This is a genomic window from Gordonia jacobaea (assembly GCF_001186365.1).
GTDB classification, from domain to species: domain Bacteria; phylum Actinomycetota; class Actinomycetes; order Mycobacteriales; family Mycobacteriaceae; genus Gordonia; species Gordonia jacobaea.
In genome coordinates this window covers 446,195-463,615 of record NZ_LDTZ01000017.1, presented here as the reverse complement: position 1 = coordinate 463,615, position 17,421 = coordinate 446,195, and the positions used below count along the sequence as shown (strand labels likewise).

Here is a 17,421-nt window from a genome sequence, read left to right as displayed (position 1 = left end):
TGCCTCATAGAGAGATCCTATCCGCGGCCGCCAGCCCTCACACGAGCGTCGCCAACGCCTCCGGCGTGAGTTCGTCGACGTTCGTGTGACCGGCGAGACCAAATGTCAGGTCGAGTTCGGCGATGATGTTCGCAACGGCATCGCGAGCACCGTCTGCACCTGCGAGGGCGAGCCCGTACATGTGCGGACGCCCGATACATACCGCGTCGGCGCCGAGCGCGAGCACCTTGAAAACGTCTGCGCCGGAATAGATCCCCGAGTCGGCGAGCACCTTGATCCGCCCATCGACGACAGGCGCTATCGCGGCGAGAGCGTCGACAGAACTGATGGCGCCGTCGATCTGACGGCCACCATGGTTGGAGACGATGATGCCGTCGACACCCGAGTCGACGGCACGCCGCGCGTCGTCGGGGTGCAGTACGCCCTTGAGAACGACCGGCAGCGCCGTGCGCTCGCGCAGACTCTCGATCTCCGTCCAACTCAACGACGGTCGCGAGTAGATGTCGAGGAAGGTCTGCACCCCCACGCGCGGCTCGGGACGAATGATGTTGCGCAGCAGCGATCCCGGGGTGTTCTTCGCAATGCTGAACAGGGTGCGCAACGCACCGAGCGAGATCTCGGGACGTTCCGAACTCCCCTGGGCCGCACGCTCGGAGACGATCTCGGTGAACCGCGGGTCCGAGGTGTACTGCGCGATGCCTTCCCCGCGCGCGAACGGTAACGACCCGATGTTGAGGTCACGTGGTCGCCAACCGAGCATCGTCGTATCAAGAGTTACGGCGACTGCCGACGCTCCGACGCCTTCGGCACGCTGCAGCAGACTGTCGACGAGGTCGTCGTCGGTCGACCAGTAGAGCTGAAACCATCGCGGCGCGCCGGGCCGTACGAGGTCCATCTCCGCGGCGACGTCCTCCATCCGAACCCCGCCCTGGTTGGAGAATATGTACGGAAGTCCCAGTTCTGCTGCGGCGTGACCGATCATCCTGTCGGCCCCGCGCGCGACGAGATCTCCTGCTCCGACAGGTGCGAACAGGATCGGTGCGGGTAGCCGGTCGCCGAACAGCTCGATTTCCAGCGTCCGCTCGGAGACGTCGCGCAACACCCGCGGCACGATGGCGCGTCGATCAAGTGCCCTGCGGTTTGCGGCCATCGTTCGACCCCCGCCTGCCCCGCCGGCGATGTACGCCCAGGCCCGATCGGACATCTCCGCTCGCGCTCGGCGTTCGAGTTCATCGAAATCGGTCGGTACGACGGGTGTACGACCGTGTACTCCCGCTTGGTAGATGTCGTTCTGGCGGGCACGCCCGAAGAGTGGTGACGGCATACTCCACAGCGTATGACCCGCCTCACACCGCGTTATCGGCGGCCATGACCGTAGTCACAGACAGCATCCGGGGTCGACTCTCGTTACTCTGGCGTGCGACCAGTCGGGGATATCAAAGGGTTCAGATGGCTATCTGGTTGTACAACCTCGGGCGTTCGGCATTCCGCCACAAGTGGATCGTGATCAGCGCGTGGATCGTCGTATTGATCGTTCTCGGTGCTCTCGTCGGCGTACTCAAACCGACCTTCGCCACCAATTTCGAGCTGCCCGGCACCGACTCCGATCGCGCGATGTCGGTGATGAAGCAGGACTTCCCAGCGGCAAACGATCAGCAGTTGAATTCGTCGACCAGCATTCTCGTCGAAGCCGACGACGGTCTCGAGAACCACATGGGCCAGATCGACGCACTCGTCGCCAAGGCTCGAACGCTACCCAAGGTCATCGAGCCACAGACCGTCGTCAATCCGGTGACGGCTGCCAAGGCCAATCCCGCCATCGCCCCGAAGGTTCTCGGCGACAACGGCAAGGTCGGGCTGATCCAGATCAGGCAGGACATCCGGGCCAACGAACTGACCCACGACGACATGGCGCAGTTCGAGGATCTGCTCGCCGAGTTCCGCGGCAACGGGTTACAGGTCGAGGGCACCGGCTCGCTGATGCAGGTCTTTCAGCAGGGCGGAGTGTCTGAGCTGCTGGGCTTCGTGATCGCGTTCATCGTCATGATCATCGCGTTCGCGTCCATCGTGGCCGCCTTCATCCCGATCGTCACCGGCATCTTCGGTGTCGGCATCACCATGCTGCTCGTCACGTTGAGCGCCAAGATCTTCGACGTCCAGCAGAGTGCCACCACGATCATCACGATGCTCGGGATCGCGGTCTCCATCGACTACGCGCTGTTCATCGTGTCGAGGTATCGATCCGAGCTGAATCTCGGCGGGTCGCGTGAGGCCGCTGCGGGCAGAGCGGTGGGAACCGCCGGCTCCGCAGTGGTGTTCGCTGGTCTGACCGTCGTGATCGCCGTGTGTGCGCTGAGCGTCGTCGGCATCCCCTTCATCACGCAGATGGGTATCTCGGCGGGCCTGGCCGTCGTGGTCGCGGTGCTCGGCGCCATCACGTTGATCCCCGCACTGCTCGGCGCGTTCGGCAGGTTTGCCTTCAGCCCCCGCATTCCCGGCCTGCGTCACGGCGACGAACCGGATTCGAAACCGTCCAACGGTCTACGCGTCGCCCGCTTCATCACCCGGTTCCCGCTGCCCGTCGCACTCGTCGGTCTCGTGCTGCTCGGCATCGCCGCGATCCCGATGTCGAGCATGCAACTCGGCATGGACTCGACCGGCGACAAGGAGTACGCGGCAACCAAGCTCCTCGAACGCGGCTTCGGCGAAGGCGTGAACGGGCCGCTACTCGTCGTCGTCAGTGACGCGTCGAACGGAGACATCGCTCCCGCAGCCAATGCGGTTGTCGCTCAGGTGAAGACACTGCCGAACGTCGCCAACCCCGAGCAGATCGTCTGGGTCGGCAACGGCCAGAACCAGCAGAACCCCCAGCAGGGTGCGACGGCCGCGCTGATCTCGGTCACTCCGGCGAAGTCTCCCTCGGGCCCGGAGACGCACACGCTGATGGATCAGATACGTGACTACGGGTCGTCGAACCCCGGTGGCGCGACAGTCAATGTCGGCGGCCAGACGGCCATCATGTCGGATATCTCGAGCAAGCTCAGCAGCGCGCTGCTGCCGTTCCTCATCGTGGTGGTCGGGCTTGCCTTCATCATCCTGACCATCGTGTTCCGGTCGCTGCTCGTGCCGCTGACGGCAACCATCGGTTTCTTGTTCTCGGTATGCGCGACGTTCGGTGCGACGGTGTGGATCTTCCAGGAGGGCCACCTCGGACTGATCGAACACACCAAGCCGATCATCTCGTTCCTGCCGATCTTCCTGATCGGCGTGGTGTTTGGACTCGCGATGGACTACCAGGTCTTCCTCGTGACACGAATGCGCGAGGAGTACGTGCACGGGTTGTCGGCGAAGGATTCGGTGATCGTAGGCTACCAGCACGGAGCGCGTGTGGTCGCCTCTGCTGCGGTCATCATGATCTCCGTGTTCTCGGCCTTCATGCTCGCGCCCGACACGATCGCGAAGATGATGGGCTTCGCACTGGCCGCCGCGGTCTTCTTCGACGCCTTCATCATCCGCATGGCCGTCGTGCCCGCCGTGATCACGATGATGGGCGACTGGGCGTGGAAGATTCCCCGCTGGCTCAACCGCATCCTGCCCAACGTCGACATCGAGGGCACCGAGATCCGCAAGATCCCGATCGACGACGAACCCGCCGAGACGCGCGAAGCCGTCTCGGCGGGCCAGAGCTGACGTCCGCTGGTCGAGCGTCCCCCGCTGGTCGAGCGTCCCCCGCTGGTCGAGCTGCACCCGCTGGTCGAGCTTGTCGAGACCACCCCAGGTCGAGCTGCACCCGCTCACCGCGTCATCGCGCTGTGTGTCCGGTGATGCTCGGCGACCTTGCCGCTGGTGACCGCGGCCTGCGCGCCGAGGCTGATCGCGAGGTAGATCATGATGCTCGCACCGTCGAGTCCGCCCATCCCGTGCTGTATGCCGTCGCCGAAGAAGGCGGGCACCACCAGGCTGATGGCGACATGTGCCGCGATCGCGACGACCCACAGCACGATGGTCAGCGCACCTCCCTTGCGGACCATCACGCCTGCCGGATTGCGGTAGACCTGCATGCTGTGCGCTCGCGGCACCGCCAGAATCGCCGCGACGACGAAGCCGACGAGGACCGCGACCGTCGCGCCGACAGTGACATGGTGTCCGCCGCCGAGATACTGCGCAGTTTCGAAGACGCCGATGATCCCGATGATCAACGGCAGCTTGAACAAGTTGTCCTTGAGTGGTTGTTCCCGCGTCTGGCGGTACAGGATGAAGACGACGACCAGGGCGGTGATGACTGCTGTGCTTGCAATGTTCATGCTTTGAGCATCGGCTCGCGGAGCAGGCGAAACATCAACCCGAGGGTGGAACCCGGGTGGAGATCGGGTGGATCGTGCTACTCCTACACCCCTGATCTCCGACGTCGACATTACGGTTGCCATGTGACAACGAGTCAAGATCCGGTGGCGACGGACCGTCTGCTGATCCGCGGGATCGTCGCGGTCTCGGTGCTGGTCTCAGCGTTCGCCGACACCGGCAAGCAGCCGATCTGGGCGACCGCCATCGGCTGGATAGCCACCTGTGTCCTGGTGGTGTTGCTATTGCGTTCGGTGCTGCGCGACAAGAATGCGCGGAGCTGGAGCACTCAGGCCTCGGCCCTTCACGCCATCGCCACGGTGGCGGCGTCGGTTGTCGCAGCGTTCGCATTTCACGGTGGCGCGACGGTCTGGCTTCCCTATATCGGCGTTGCCGCGGCGGCGATGTCGCAAACGACGGTCCTCGTGTCGGCGCTCATCGCATCGCCATCGCTGACCGCGCTGGGAATACTGATGTGGTGGCAGACCCACAACGCCTGGGCTGTCTGTATCAATGTCGCCAGTGCGGCAGCGGTTTTCGCCTTCATGCAGTTGCGGCGCCGTCAACGCGAAGCCGCAGAGCTTGCCGCAACCCAACGCGAGATCATTGCCGCCGAACGCTCCCGGGCGGCCTTGGCCGAGCAGCAACGCCAGATCTCCGCACAACTCCACGACGTTCTCGCGCATACACTCTCGGGCCTCATCATCACACTGCAGGGCGCCACTCTGCAGGCTGAGCGCGAGTCCGTGTCTGCGGAACTGACCGAAAAGCTGCGCACCGCAACCGCGTTGGCGCGTGATGGCCTCAGTGAGGCAAAGACTGCCGTCGAATCACTGCGCGACAGCGCAACGCGAGAGTCGGTGCCACTCGACCACTGGCTACCGAAGGCCTTGGCGCAGTTGAGGACCGGCGCGGGACTCGACGTCGAAGTGTCCGGCGATGTCGAGGTTGTGCCAGCGATCTGGCACGACGACGTGCGCGCGGTGCTCATGGAGGGGCTCACCAACTCGATGCGTCATGCCGCCGGCGCACCCATACGTATCGAGTTCACACCGCAACTCGTTCGGGTGCGCTCGGTCGGCGACCCGTCGACCTTCGTCGACCGCGGTCACACCAGCGGCGGCAACGGTCTGACCGGATTGACCGAACGCATCTCTGCGGCAGGCGGATCGCTGGAATACGGTACGACCGCACAGGGTTTCGATCTGACGGTCCGGTTTGGTTCATGACGGTACAGGTGGGTTCGTGACAGTACGGGTGGGTTCATGACGGTACGGGTGGTGATCGCCGACGATCAGACGGTCGTGCGCGAAGGGTTGCGCTCGATGCTCGGATTGTTCGACTCTCTCGACGTGGTCGGCGTCGCGTCGTCGGCCGAAGATGCTCTCGTGTTGGTGGCCGAGCAGACTCCCGACGTGCTTCTCACGGACCTTCGAATGCCGGGAATCGGTGGGATCGAAGGGATTCGACGACTCGCCGCGTCCGGGGCCCCGACCCGCGCGGTGGCATTGACCACCTACGACGACGACGCGACGATCGTCGAGGCACTCGACGCCGGTGCCGTCGGCTTCTTGAACAAGGACGCCGACCCCACGGCGATCGAGTCAGCGCTCCTCTCGGCGGCCGCCGGCCGCTCACTGCTCGACGAAAAGGCCATGCGCGCCTTGCTGTCTCGGACATCGGCGACGCCAGACCAGAGCAATCCACGCGCGCTCAACCCCGACGGCCTCACCGAACGCGAGTCGGAGGTCATCACGCTGATCGCGCAGGGGCTGTCGAATCAACAGATCGCCCGAACACTCGTCCTGGGGGTGAGCACCGTCAAGACGCACATCAACCACATACTCGCCAAGACGGGATGCCGCGACCGCGCGGCCGTCGTGGCCTACGCCTACCGCCTCGGGCTGGCCTGAGCCCGGCCGACATCCCCTGGTCCAGCTGCACTCTCCGATCGAGCTGCACCCGCTGGTCGAGCTGAACCCGCTGGTCGAGCTTGTCGAGACCACCCGCCGGTCGAGCTGCACCCGCTGGTCGAGCCTGTCGAGACCACCACAAGTGATTTCGACTCGGCAGCTCGCTCCGCTCGCGGCCAGCTCAATCAGCGGAAAGGGCGTCCCCCGCCAATCGAGCTGCACCCGCTGGTCGAGCTATACCCGCTGGTCGAGCCTGTCGAGACCACCACAAGTGATTTCGACTCGGCAGCTCGCTCCGCTCACGGCCAGCTCAATCAGCGGAAACGGCCCACCCGCCGGCCGAGCTATACCCGCTGGTCGAGCCTGTCGAGACCACCCCAAGTGATTTCGACTCGGCAGCTCGCTCCGCTCGCGGCCGGCTCAATCAGCGGGAAGGGGCCACGCTCGCTCGCGGCCGGCTCAATCAGCGGAAAGAGACCACATCACGCCGAGAACAGCAGCGCAGCGCCCATGCCAACCATGATCACGGCCACGATGCCGTCGAGGATCTTCCACGCCCGGGGTTTGGCAAACAGCGGGGCGAGCCTGCTCCCGCCGCGGCCGATCAACGTGAACCACAGCACGCTCGCCGCGCACGCGCCGATCGCGAACGCCCACTTCGCATTTCCGTGACTGTTGGCGATCGCCCCCATCGTGAGCACCGTATCGAGATACACGTGCGGATTGAGCCACGTCAGCGCGAGCGCCGACCCGATCGCCACCCAGCGCGACGCGGTGCGCACCTCGTCGGCGTTGGCCGTGATGGCCTCGCTCGACCGAAGACACCGCCGCGCAGCCAGCAGACCCAAGACAACGACGTACGCCCCACCCGCGACCTTCGCGACGGTGACCACGGAAGGATGCGCCGACACCAACGCGCCGAGTCCCGCGACCCCCGCGACGATCAGGACCACGTCGGAGAGCGCACACACCGCGATCACCGGATTCACATGCACTCGGCGCACACCCTGCTGCAGCACGAAGATGTTCTGCGGCCCGATGGCCACGATCAAGCCCGCTCCGGTAAGCAGACCCATCATGGCTGCGAGGAGATATGTCGTCATGACACGAACGTAAGAGCACGTCACCGACAAGTACAGCGAATGTTTCTGTCGAAACATTAGACTCTCTTATGTGGATCTCGGATCGGACGCACTACGCACGCTGTCAGCGGTACTCGACGCAGGCACGTTCGACGCCGCGGCCGAGCAACTGCACATCACACCGTCGGCGGTGAGTCAACGCATCAAGGCGCTCGAGGTCTCCGTCGGACGCATCCTGGTCCGTCGCACCAAGCCGATCACCGCGACGCGCGACGGCGAGGTGCTCGCACGGATGGCCAAACAGTGGAATCTGCTCGCCCTCGAGGCTCAGCTCGAACTGACCGGCGACCTCGACGACGCCGTGACCGCCCCACTCACCGACCGCCCGCGCGTCCATCTCCCGATTGCCGCCAACGCCGACTCGCTCGCGACCTGGCTCCTCCCCACACTCGCGCGCTTCCACCGCGAGAACCCAGTTGCCGTCGAAGTGATCCGCGACGACGAAGCAGTCAACAGCTCGCGCTTGGTGACCGGCGAGGTGATGGGCGCCATCACCTCCGATCCCCTGCCCATCCGGGGGACCACACTGCGACCGCTGGGCATCATGCGCTATCTACCCGTCGCCACTGGGCAGTTCCTCGACACCTGGATGCCCAACGGCGTCGACGACGAATCCCTCGCCAAGGCCCCGATGGTGCAGTTCGATCGCAACGACGAGCTGCAACGCAGAGTGCTCCGAATGATGTCGGGACAGCGACTCGATCCGCCCGCCGTCTACATCCCTGCCTCCACCGAGTACCACCGTGCCATCGAAGCCGGAATGGGTTGGGGCGCAGTCCCTCTGGCGCAGATCGCCGATGCTCTCGACAGCGGCCGGGTGGTCACCTTCACCGACCTCCACGTCGACGTGCCGCTCTACTGGCAGTACTGGAAGCTCGGGTCGTCGTTGCTGCGCACTCTCACCGACCTCGTCGTCGACGGCGCTCGTCGCCATCTCATCGCGCCGCCGGACACCGACTCCTCAACCGCGTGAGCTCTGGCGGTCACTCCACCACTCGGGCGCGTCGACGAAATGGTTGTCGTACGGTTCCTGCGCAGCCACCAACTCCTCGAATGTGGCCTCGCCCGCCTGGATTCGCGAAAGCAGTCGGAAGTACTCGAATCGTTCGACGCCGGGCGTGAGGACGATCAGGACGCGTGCCGCAGCGTCGGGCACCGCACCGAAGGCATGCGGCATGAGTCGCGGAATCGACACTGCCGCACCAGCTTCGACTGTCACGATCTCATTACCGGCCATCAGGCGCAGGCCACCCTCGATGACGTAGAACATCTCGGACGACTGTCGGTGAAAGTGAGGCGCGGCGCCGTCGACACCCGCGTCGAGGCGAACTTCGAGTGAGCTCAGCGCGCCTGCGGTGTCGGATGCGTCGAACAGCAGGTGCATCGACGCGCGCTCGTTGCCGACGACATCGTCACTGGCGCTGCGGAATACGGGTGCAGTAGTGGTCATCGTGGTCTCCATTGCTTTGTTGATTGATTGTCGGATCAGAGAAAGAGCAGAACTGCGGCGACGATCAGTGCAAGTGCGGTCGCGCCGTGGATGCCGTAGGCGGCTGCTTTGCTGCCCCGATTGGTCAGCACGATCACCATGTCCCCCAACGGGATCAGGGCAAGCACTAGGACCAGAACACCGAGGTAGTCGAGTGCGACGAAGGTGAAGACGATGACGAGTAGTCCGGTCACGACGTCGCGAATGCCCTTCACCTGCCACCAGCCCCGTGCGTCCGGAGCCGGAGGCGTCGGTAGTCCGAAACCGGCCGCATTCTTCTCGTTCCTCGCCAGGTAAGCGCAGCCGACTGCAATGATCATCAGCGCGCCGGCCCAACTGAGGATGAGTCCGATCGAGGTCGCGAGCATCGCGATTCCTTCCAAGAGGATTTCTTCTATCGTTGTTAACTTCCAACGAACCAAACTCTATCAGTGATAGATCGAAGGTGCGGGGGATTCGCTCAAAAAGAAGCGACGCTGCCTGTCGGTCAGCGACGCGCCGGAGAATCTCCATCAGTAGTGCTCAACGCGGCGTCGATCTGCTCGGCGTAGATCGCGTGGAACGCTGCGGAGGGATGGAATCCGTCGGCGGCGAACAATCCGTCGCCGGACGGCTCGAAGCGCATGATTCTGCGGACTCGCCCGGATCCGGCGACCACGTCGTCTGCGATCGCGTCGAACTGCGCGGCACGCATGCCCAGCGTCTGGGCCAGCGCACCCGGCAGCGCCGGGCACATCTGCAGCATCGGCACCGGCAGCAGCACGATCTCGGCCCGCTCCGCCGCCGCGCACACGGCGTTGAGCAAAGCAGTAAGCTCGTCACGCCACCGACGGGCCGTGTGCATGTTCTTCGCGTCGTTGGCCCCGACGGACACGACCACGACGTCGGCCTGTGCAAGCACGGCGTCGTCGATCAGTGTCATCACCTGCGCAGCGGTGAAACCAGTTCGTGCGGCAACAACCCACTGCACCGAGCGGCACTCTCTGGTGGCGAGCCGTGTCGCGACTCCGCCGGCGAGGGTGTCGAGGTGGTTGTCGACCCCGACGCCGCCCGCGAGGCTGTCGCCGAGGACCACGAGGCGCAGACAATTCGGATCCGACGCGTCGCCGACGGTCCCGAAGTCGCCCTCGGCCTGCGGTAATCGCACGACGCTCCGCTTGGCGCGCAGCCCCTGCCACGCGATCACCGGGGTACGCCAGGTGGCGGCGGCAGCCAGGGTCACAATCTCGCGCATGGCATCCATTGTCGCAATCCCACTCAGGACTCGCTCGGGGCCGTCACCACCACGGCGTCGTCCAACGGATGCTCGATCTCGTCGCGCCAGAGTCGCGCCGCGACGTAGAAGGCGATCGCCGCTGGAACAGGCAGGATGCCGCCGATCACGAACACCGCGGTGAGCCCGATGGCGTTGCTCAACGGTGCGGCGATCGCCATCGACACCGGCATCAGAATGACGGAGACGAAGAAGTCGAGACTCGCGATCCGACCCAACAGCTCAGGCGGCACCCGCCGCTGCAGCAATGTTCCCCACAGCACCGACGGGGCGTCGAATCCGAATCCCAGCAATGCACCGGCGACGATGAACAGCCAGGTGTGCTCGGCGACGCCCATGACAACAAGCGACAGGCTCGACAGACCCCAGATGACGAACATGACGGTGAGGTATCGCCGAGGCATCCTGATCGACGCGAAGTACGCCGAACCGATCGCCGCTCCCGCCCCGTAAGCGGCGAGGACGAGCGCATGGTCTCCCGCGCCACCGTCTACGCGTTCGCGCAGCGCGAAGGGAACGAGCACCTCGATCGGACCCATCGTTGCCAACACAAGCAGCGTCGCGAAGAACAACGTGGCCCATAACCACGGAGTCCGCAGGACGTATCCGAAGCCCTCGACCAGATCGGTGACCGCCGATCGTGCCGGGTTGCCCCGCAACGCTTCTCGACGCTGAGGTAGCGGCTTCATCGTGAGATAGCACGCGCCCGAACAGATACTCGCGACCGCGGCAACCACGACCGCCGGTCCCGGCGCGGCAACCGACACGATCAATCCAGCAACCATCGGGCCGATCGCCTGAAAGACGACGGGCCGGGAGAACCCTTCGATTCCGTTGGCGGCCTGCAACTCCGATGCCGAGACGATCCGCGGGAGCAGCGCCGAGTAGGCCGGGTAGTACATACCGGTGGTGACTCCACCGAGCAACGCGGCGATCACCACCATCGGCAGGGTGAGCACCCCGAAGATCGACAGCACTCCGACGAGTCCGAACACACCCATCTTGACCACTTCGAGCGCCACGATGATCGATCGTTGCGAGACCCGGTCGGCGAGCACTCCGCCCGCGAGCGTCGAGACGATCATGCCCACCGCCGACACACCAGACGCCCACGCGACCTGCGTCGGGCCACCCCCGAGCTCGATGATCTGCCATACCAGTGCGATGGCCCAGACGCCGTCGGAGAACAACGCCAAGATGAGGCCGGCCACGAGCCGACGGAACTGCGCGCCGGCCAATGGCCGTAGAGCGCGCGGCAGCCGGGACTCGCTGGCGGTGATGGTCACCTCCCGAGGATGCCCGTCAGCGCACCCGTTCAGCCAGCGCTTTTTGCCGCCGACTCGCCGACGGTGTGGAACTCCATCGCTTCGGTGACCTCGTAGCGACGCGAATCGATGGCATCGAGTACCAGGTTGTGCCGGACCTGCCACGGCGCTTGATCCGACGACTTGGGGAGAGCGACGGCACCGCGTCGGACATAGCCCGCATCCAGTGCGAACAGCATGTGCTCCGGCAGCGTCGCCGACCCGACGGTCGGCGCCGCAGACGTGTATCCGTGCGCCCGCATGTACGCGATCAGATCACCGACCGCCTTACTGGTCAGATCGACGCGCAATGTCCATGACGCGTTGGTGTAGCCAATGGACCACGCCAGATTCGGTACGTCGTTGAGCATGTACCCGCGATAGGCGAACTTCTCGTGCGGTTTGAATTCGACGCCGTCGATCGACAGCTGCGCTCCGCCGAAGGCGAGCAGCTCGAGTCCGGTCGCGGTCACGATGATGTCGGCGGGCAACTCCTCGCCCGACACCAGCTTGATCCCGCCGGGCGTGAACCGGTCGATCTGGTCGGTGACCACATCGGCATGGTCGGAGCCGAGAGCCTTGTAGAAGTCGGCGTCGGGGATGATGCACAATCGCTCATCCCACGGGTTGTACCGCGGGCGGAAGTGCGTGTCGACGTCGTATCCCTTGGGGAGGTTGCGGATCGCGATCTGACGCAGCAGCTTTCGCGACGTACGCGGAAACCGCCGCGCGAACAGGTAGATCGACAACGTGACAAGTGCGTTGCGGTACCGGATCACGTCGTGTGCCCACTGCCTCGGCAACAGTCGCTGAATCCACGGCGTCGTCGGCTCCTGCCAGCCGACGGGGAACAGGTACGTCGGCGAACGCTGCAGCATCGTCACATGACCGGCGCGGTCGGCCATACTCGGGATGAGGGTGACAGCCGTTGCGCCACTGCCGATCACGACGACGTTCTTGCCCGCGTAGTCGAGATCCTCGGGCCAGAACTGCGGATGCACGATGGTTCCGGAGAAGTCCTCGGCGCCCGCGAAATCGGGGGTGTAGGCCTCGTCGTATCGGTAGTAGCCGGTACACAGATAGAGGAATCGTGTTGTGTACGTGCGGGTTTCGCCGCTCGCGTTGGTCGTGACAGTCCAGGTGTCGGACGCGGTGTCGAAGTCGGCCGCGGTGACCGTGACGCCGAAGTCGATCTGGTCGTAGATCCCGGTGTCGCGGGCGGTGTCTTCGAGATAGTCACGAATCTCGGCACCCGACGCCATGGTCTTGGTTCCGCGCCACGGCCGGAACGGAAAACTGAGTGTGAAGATGTCGGAGTCCGACCGCACTCCCGGGTAGCGGAACAGATCCCACGTGCCACCGATACGTTCACGCTGTTCGACGATCCGATACCGCAAGCCCGGATTTCGCTCCGTCACACGGTAGGCGGCGTCGATCCCCGCCAACCCTGCTCCCACGATGAGCAAATCCAGTACGTCGCTCAACTTGCCGCTCGCTTTCGGGTCGTCTTCTTGGCTGCTGTGGACTTCTCGGCCGTTGCCTTGTCGGCTGTTGCCTTCTTGGCTGCAGTTTTCTTGGCGGCAGCCTTCTTTGCCGGCGCCTTCTTCGCCGCGGCCTTCTTTGCGGGCGGCTTGTCGGCAGCATCGGATGAACCGCCGCTCGCGTCTCCCTTGTCCTTCACCGAAGCACGCAGTGCGGCAAGAAGATCCGCGACGTCGGAGTCCTCGTCGGCGGCTTCTTCCTTCTCATCGCTCTCCGGAAATGCCTCGCCGCCTTCGGCTTTCGCCTCGATCAGCTTCGACAGTTCGTCCTGGTAGGTGTCGGAGAACTCGTCCGGGTCGTAGTCGGTGGCCATCGAGTCGATCAACGACGACGCCATCTTCAATTCCTGGTCGCGGATCTGCACGTCGTCGCCGAGGAAGTCGAAGTCGGGCTTGCGCACCTCGTCGGGCCACAGCAGCGTCTGCAGGGTCATCACGCCAGGTTCGATGACCCTCAGCGCCGCCATGCGCGTGCGGTTGCGCAGGGTGAACGACGCGATCGCCAACCGGTCGGTCTCCTGCAACGCCTTCGCCAGCAGCACGTAAGCCTTCGGAGACTTCGACGACGGCTCGAGATAGTAAGGCTTGTCGAAGTAGATCGGGTCGACCTGGTCGACGGGTACGAACTCGACGATCGAAATCTCCGGACTCTTCTGCACCGGCAGACTCGCAAGGTCGTCCTTCGTCAGGATCACCGACTCGCCACTGTCGGTTTCGTACGCGTTGGCGATGTCGGAGTAGTCGACCTCGGTATCGGTTCCCTCCCGCACCCTGCGATAACGGATGCGGGCGCCGTCGGACGAATCGACCTGATACGACTTGCGGTCGTGACTCTCCGTCGCCGAATACACCTTGACGGGCACGTTGACCAGGCCAAAGCTCAGATCGCCCTTCCAGATCGAGCGCATGGGCACCATTGTGCCATCGGTCACGTCGCAAAGTGGCCGCGTACCGACACCGGATATGGGCACGCGACCAGATTCTGGGCACAATGAACTCATGGCGCCCTCCCAGAGCCTGGAGATCGACGGTCACACGATCGCTCTCACCAACTTGGGCAAGGTGCTGTATCCCGCGACCGGCACGCGCAAGGTCGACGTCGTCGACTACTACACCCGCATCGCCGACGTCATGCTTCCGCATCTGCGCGGCAGGCTGATCACCCGCAAACGCTGGCCCAATGGCGTCGAGTCGACGCCCTTCTTCGAGAAAGATCTACCTAGCGGGGTTCCGGAGTGGATTCCCCGCCACGCCGTCGCACACAGCGGGCGCACCATCACCTACGCGATGGCAGATTCTGCAGCCGTTCTCGTATGGCTGGCACAGATGGCCGCGCTCGAACTCCACACGCCCCAGTGGCTCGTCCCGCCGCCCGGCGTGCAGGCCGATCCGGAGAAGTCCGGTCCCAAGGGACTCGGCGAGATCCGCGCGAATCGACTCGTCCTCGACCTCGACCCGGGCCCCGACGTGTCACTCGACGAATGCGCGCAGGTGGCCCTCATGATGCACGAGATGCTCGACGGCGCGGGCCTTGCGTCGTATCCGGTGACCAGCGGCGGCAAGGGAATTCACGTCTACGCGCGTTTCGACCGACCCGTTGCGCCGGATTCCGCACGCACTGTTGCACGTGAGATCGCCTCGACGCTCGCGGCGGCACATCCGAAGACGATCACCGCCACGATGTCGAAATCCGAACGCGCCGGCCGTGTCTTCATCGATTGGAGCCAGAACAGCGCGTCGAAGACGACGCTGGCGCCGTACTCCATGCGCGGACGCGAAGAACCCTGGGTCGCCGCACCGCGGACGTGGGACGAACTCGCCGGTCCGGGACTGACACAGTTGCACTTCGGCGAGGTGCTCGAGCGCGCCGCCGACGGCGATCTGCTCGACGGCCTCGACGACCCCTACTCACCAGACACCGACGACGCGACGACAACCACCAGCGGCTCCGCGGACTCCGCAGACGACTCCGAGGAGCAAGTCGAGGACGCCGGCGCGCGCCCGGTCGTCGACCTGAGCACCTACCGTGCCAAGCGCGATGCGTCGAAAACCCCGGAACCCTTCGGCGACGAAGCGCATCGTCGACGCCGCGCCCAGTCGTCCGACAGCGACGACGAGAGCGACCCCGAGGACTCCGACGACACGGTGAGCGCGGCGTCGGCGGGACCGATCTTCGTGATCCAGGAACATCACGCTCGCCGCCTGCACTACGACTTCCGGCTCGAGCGCGACGGAGTGCTCGTCTCCTGGGCCGTGCCGAAGAACCTGCCGACCGATTCGGGTCAGAACCGGCTGGCCGTACACACCGAGGATCACCCTCTCGACTACGCCGACTTCTCCGGCGACATCCCCGGCGGGGAGTACGGCGCCGGGCACGTGGAGATCTGGGATCGCGGCACATACGAGACCGAGAAGTGGCGCGACTCGGAGGTCATCGTCCGCCTTCACGGCGAGCGAATCCAGGGCCGCTACGCGCTCATCAAGACCGGCGACAAGAACTGGCTCGCGCACCTGATGAGCGACGAGCCGCGGCCCATCCTCCCCGACAGCCTCACACACCCGCGCCCGATGCTGGCCACCGACGAACCTGTCGAACGTCTCGACGGCAGGGACTGGGCGTTCGAGGGCAAGTGGGATGGGTATCGAATTCTGTTGCGCTCCATCGATGGAGACTTCCGCCTCACCTCGCGATCGGGAATCGACATGACCGACGACTTTCCCGAATTGCGCTCGGCGGCAGACGAACTCGGCCTCATCGACGTCGTCCTCGACGGTGAGGTCGTTGCCGTGGACTCCGCCGGGCATACCAACTTCACCCTGCTTGCCTCACGCAGCAATACCGCGGAGGCGTACTCGCTCAAGCTGTACCTCTTCGACATCCTCTATCTCAACGGCACATCGCTCTTGCGTAAGCCGTGGTCGGAGCGTCGACAACTCCTGGAGGCTCTCGCGCCGGCATTCAAAGAGTCTGCGTACGTGGAGATTCCGCCGCTTCTACCCGCTCCCGGCTCGGCTGCTGTGCGTCATAGTCGCGACCACGGACTCGAGGGCGTCATCGCCAAACGCAGGACGTCGACATATCAACAGGGACGACGAAGTAGCCAGTGGCGCAAGCAGAAGAACTGGAGCGACATCGAGGTCGTCATCGGCGGTTACCGACTCGGTCGCGGCAATCGCGAGGGTGCCATCGGGTCACTGCTGGTCGGGCTACCAGAAGAGACCGGGCTGCGCTACGTCGGCAGAGTGGGCACCGGATTCACCGAGGCGTCGTTGAAAAGCCTTGCAGAAGAACTCAAGCCACTGGAGATCTCACGAAGTCCGTTCCTGGAGAAGCTCGACCGCCCCGTCGCGTCCACCGCGACCTGGGTGCTACCGAAGATCGTCGGCGAGGTCAGGTTCATGGATTGGACCAGCACCGGCCACCTCCGCCACCCGAGCTGGCGCGGAATCCGCCGCGACAAGCTTCCGGGCGACCTCTGACAAAACCTTCTGACAAACACCCTCTGACAAACACCGGATAACAGGCCCACCCGCACCAGCGACAGGACACCGAAGATGAGCATCACCCACGACACCGTCGGGAAGTACATCACCGTCGCGGCCGCCGACGGCGACGCGGAGGCATACCTCGTCCGACCCGCCGGTGAAAACCCGGAAAGCGATTACCCCGGCGTGCTTTTCATCATCGACGCCATCGGGTTGCGCCCACAGACCCGCCGCATGGCCGACCGCATCGCGTCGTGGGGCTACGTCGTGCTGGTTCCGAATGTCTTCTACCGCTGGGGCACCGCGGAGGAAACATCGCCGGAGGACGAGCTCCTCGACGCCGACGCACGCAAAGAGTTCTTCAGCGTGGCCATGCCGCGCGTGCATGCTCTGACCGACGATCTCGCCGAACCCGACCTCTCCGCATATATCGACGCCTTGAATGCCACACCCGGCGTCTCGAAAGGCCCGATCGGCGTGACGGGGTACTGCGCGGGCGGCAGACTTGCCCTGCTGGCCGCGGCGACCCGGCCCGACGACGTCGCAGCTCTCGGCATGTTCCACACGGGCGGGTTGGTCACACAGTCGTCAGGCAGTCCGCATCTGCGCCTCGCCGACGTCGACGCCCAGGTGCTCGCCGTGCACGCCGACCGCGACCGTTCGCTTCCCTCCGAAGCGATCGCCCAGTTCGAGCACGCTCTCATAACCGCGGGCGTCACTCACTCCGCGACCGTGTATCCGGGCGCAGAACACGGCTACACGATGGCCGACACCGCGTCGTACAACCACGACGCCTCCGAGTACCACTTCGCCGAGCTTCGGAAGTTGTTCGCACATACGCTGCACTGAATGGCAACGCTGCCCTGAATGCGAACTTTGCACCGAATGCCACGTTGCACACGATCGCCGTCATCGGTCATAGGGGCGCCATA

Annotated in this window: 15 protein-coding genes; 6 read left to right on the top strand and 9 right to left on the bottom strand. The window is 64.7% G+C overall.

Annotated features, from left to right (window positions below; translation table 11 throughout):
- Positions 1-37 precede the first annotated feature (37 nt).
- Entirely contained in the window at positions 38-1,324 is a 1,287-nt protein-coding gene (locus tag ABW18_RS13305) for an alpha-hydroxy-acid oxidizing protein (RefSeq protein WP_049699408.1), read from the bottom strand.
- A gap of 125 nt (positions 1,325-1,449) precedes the next feature.
- Between ABW18_RS13305 and ABW18_RS13300 the strand changes: the two genes are divergently transcribed.
- A complete protein-coding gene (locus ABW18_RS13300) occupies positions 1,450-3,690 on the top strand; it encodes an MMPL family transporter (protein ID WP_049699407.1) in 2,241 nt (746 codons plus the stop codon).
- 104 nt (positions 3,691-3,794) lie between these two features.
- Here ABW18_RS13300 and ABW18_RS13295 read toward each other — a convergent pair whose 3' ends face one another.
- On the bottom strand, positions 3,795-4,304 hold the full coding sequence (locus ABW18_RS13295; protein WP_049699406.1) for a hypothetical protein: 510 nt from the start codon (positions 4,302-4,304) through the stop codon (positions 3,795-3,797).
- A 123-nt stretch (positions 4,305-4,427) separates the two neighbouring features.
- Between ABW18_RS13295 and ABW18_RS13290 the strand changes: the two genes are divergently transcribed.
- Both ABW18_RS13290 and ABW18_RS13285 read left to right on the top strand, forming a co-directional pair.
- Positions 4,428-5,570: a sensor histidine kinase gene (locus tag ABW18_RS13290; RefSeq protein ID WP_235434374.1), complete on the top strand. Its 1,143-nt coding sequence runs from the start codon at positions 4,428-4,430 to the stop codon at positions 5,568-5,570.
- 36 nt (positions 5,571-5,606) lie between these two features.
- Positions 5,607-6,254, top strand: a complete 648-nt coding sequence (locus tag ABW18_RS13285; RefSeq protein WP_049699404.1) for a response regulator — start codon at positions 5,607-5,609, stop codon at positions 6,252-6,254.
- 482 nt (positions 6,255-6,736) lie between these two features.
- On the opposite strand, the gene ABW18_RS13280 is transcribed toward ABW18_RS13285, so the two are convergent.
- Entirely contained in the window at positions 6,737-7,357 is a 621-nt protein-coding gene (locus ABW18_RS13280) for a LysE/ArgO family amino acid transporter (protein WP_049699403.1), read from the bottom strand.
- Between the two features lie 70 nt (positions 7,358-7,427).
- Here ABW18_RS13280 and ABW18_RS13275 point away from each other — a divergent pair, with 70 nt between their 5' ends.
- On the top strand, positions 7,428-8,369 hold the full coding sequence (locus ABW18_RS13275) for a LysR family transcriptional regulator ArgP (protein WP_049699402.1): 942 nt from the start codon (positions 7,428-7,430) through the stop codon (positions 8,367-8,369).
- Here ABW18_RS13275 and ABW18_RS13270 read toward each other — a convergent pair.
- The 6 genes from ABW18_RS13270 to ku form a co-directional block, all read right to left on the bottom strand.
- Positions 8,358-8,846, bottom strand: coding sequence for a cupin domain-containing protein (locus ABW18_RS13270; RefSeq protein ID WP_049699492.1), 489 nt, complete (start codon positions 8,844-8,846; stop codon positions 8,358-8,360). The genes ABW18_RS13275 and ABW18_RS13270 overlap by 12 nt on opposite strands.
- Positions 8,847-8,881: 35 nt before the next feature.
- Positions 8,882-9,253 (bottom strand): DUF4267 domain-containing protein, encoded by a 372-nt coding sequence (locus ABW18_RS13265; RefSeq protein ID WP_049699491.1) that lies wholly within the window; start codon positions 9,251-9,253, stop codon positions 8,882-8,884.
- A gap of 119 nt (positions 9,254-9,372) precedes the next feature.
- Positions 9,373-10,119 carry an SGNH/GDSL hydrolase family protein gene (locus tag ABW18_RS13260; RefSeq protein ID WP_235434373.1) on the bottom strand — a complete coding sequence of 249 codons (747 nt, stop codon included), beginning with the start codon at positions 10,117-10,119 and terminating at the stop codon, positions 9,373-9,375.
- 23 nt (positions 10,120-10,142) lie between these two features.
- Positions 10,143-11,444, bottom strand: a complete 1,302-nt coding sequence (locus ABW18_RS13255; protein WP_049699400.1) for an MFS transporter — start codon at positions 11,442-11,444, stop codon at positions 10,143-10,145.
- 29 nt (positions 11,445-11,473) lie between these two features.
- The gene (locus ABW18_RS13250) at positions 11,474-12,946 is read right to left on the bottom strand and encodes a flavin-containing monooxygenase (RefSeq protein WP_049699399.1); all 1,473 of its coding nucleotides are present in this window, start codon (positions 12,944-12,946) and stop codon (positions 11,474-11,476) included.
- A complete protein-coding gene (ku, locus tag ABW18_RS13245; RefSeq protein ID WP_442903959.1) occupies positions 12,943-13,911 on the bottom strand; it encodes a non-homologous end joining protein Ku in 969 nt (322 codons plus the stop codon). Before ku ends, ABW18_RS13250 begins: the two co-directional genes overlap by 4 nt.
- 91 nt (positions 13,912-14,002) lie before the next feature.
- Here ku and ABW18_RS13240 point away from each other — a divergent pair, with 91 nt between their 5' ends.
- The gene (locus tag ABW18_RS13240) at positions 14,003-16,483 is read left to right on the top strand and encodes an ATP-dependent DNA ligase (protein WP_049699397.1); all 2,481 of its coding nucleotides are present in this window, start codon (positions 14,003-14,005) and stop codon (positions 16,481-16,483) included.
- Between the two features lie 75 nt (positions 16,484-16,558).
- Entirely contained in the window at positions 16,559-17,338 is a 780-nt protein-coding gene (locus tag ABW18_RS13235; RefSeq protein WP_049699396.1) for a dienelactone hydrolase family protein, read from the top strand.
- Positions 17,339-17,421 lie beyond the last annotated feature (83 nt).

Excerpts from the sequence above, each read along its gene's own strand:
- ABW18_RS13305 (WP_049699408.1), bottom strand. The coding sequence starts at position 1,324 with ATGCCGTCACCACTCTTCGGGCGTGCCCGCCAGAACGACATCTACCAA.
- ABW18_RS13300 (WP_049699407.1), top strand. The coding sequence starts at position 1,450 with ATGGCTATCTGGTTGTACAACCTCGGGCGTTCGGCATTCCGCCACAAG.
- ABW18_RS13295 (WP_049699406.1), bottom strand. The coding sequence starts at position 4,304 with ATGAACATTGCAAGCACAGCAGTCATCACCGCCCTGGTCGTCGTCTTC.
- ABW18_RS13285 (WP_049699404.1), top strand. The coding sequence starts at position 5,607 with ATGACGGTACGGGTGGTGATCGCCGACGATCAGACGGTCGTGCGCGAA.
- ABW18_RS13280 (WP_049699403.1), bottom strand. The coding sequence starts at position 7,357 with ATGACGACATATCTCCTCGCAGCCATGATGGGTCTGCTTACCGGAGCG.
- ABW18_RS13270 (WP_049699492.1), bottom strand. The coding sequence starts at position 8,846 with ATGACCACTACTGCACCCGTATTCCGCAGCGCCAGTGACGATGTCGTC.
- ABW18_RS13265 (WP_049699491.1), bottom strand. The coding sequence starts at position 9,253 with ATGCTCGCGACCTCGATCGGACTCATCCTCAGTTGGGCCGGCGCGCTG.
- ABW18_RS13260 (WP_235434373.1), bottom strand. The coding sequence starts at position 10,119 with ATGCGCGAGATTGTGACCCTGGCTGCCGCCGCCACCTGGCGTACCCCG.
- ku (WP_442903959.1), bottom strand. The coding sequence starts at position 13,911 with ATGCGCTCGATCTGGAAGGGCGATCTGAGCTTTGGCCTGGTCAACGTG.
- ABW18_RS13240 (WP_049699397.1), top strand. The coding sequence starts at position 14,003 with ATGGCGCCCTCCCAGAGCCTGGAGATCGACGGTCACACGATCGCTCTC.
- ABW18_RS13235 (WP_049699396.1), top strand. The coding sequence starts at position 16,559 with ATGAGCATCACCCACGACACCGTCGGGAAGTACATCACCGTCGCGGCC.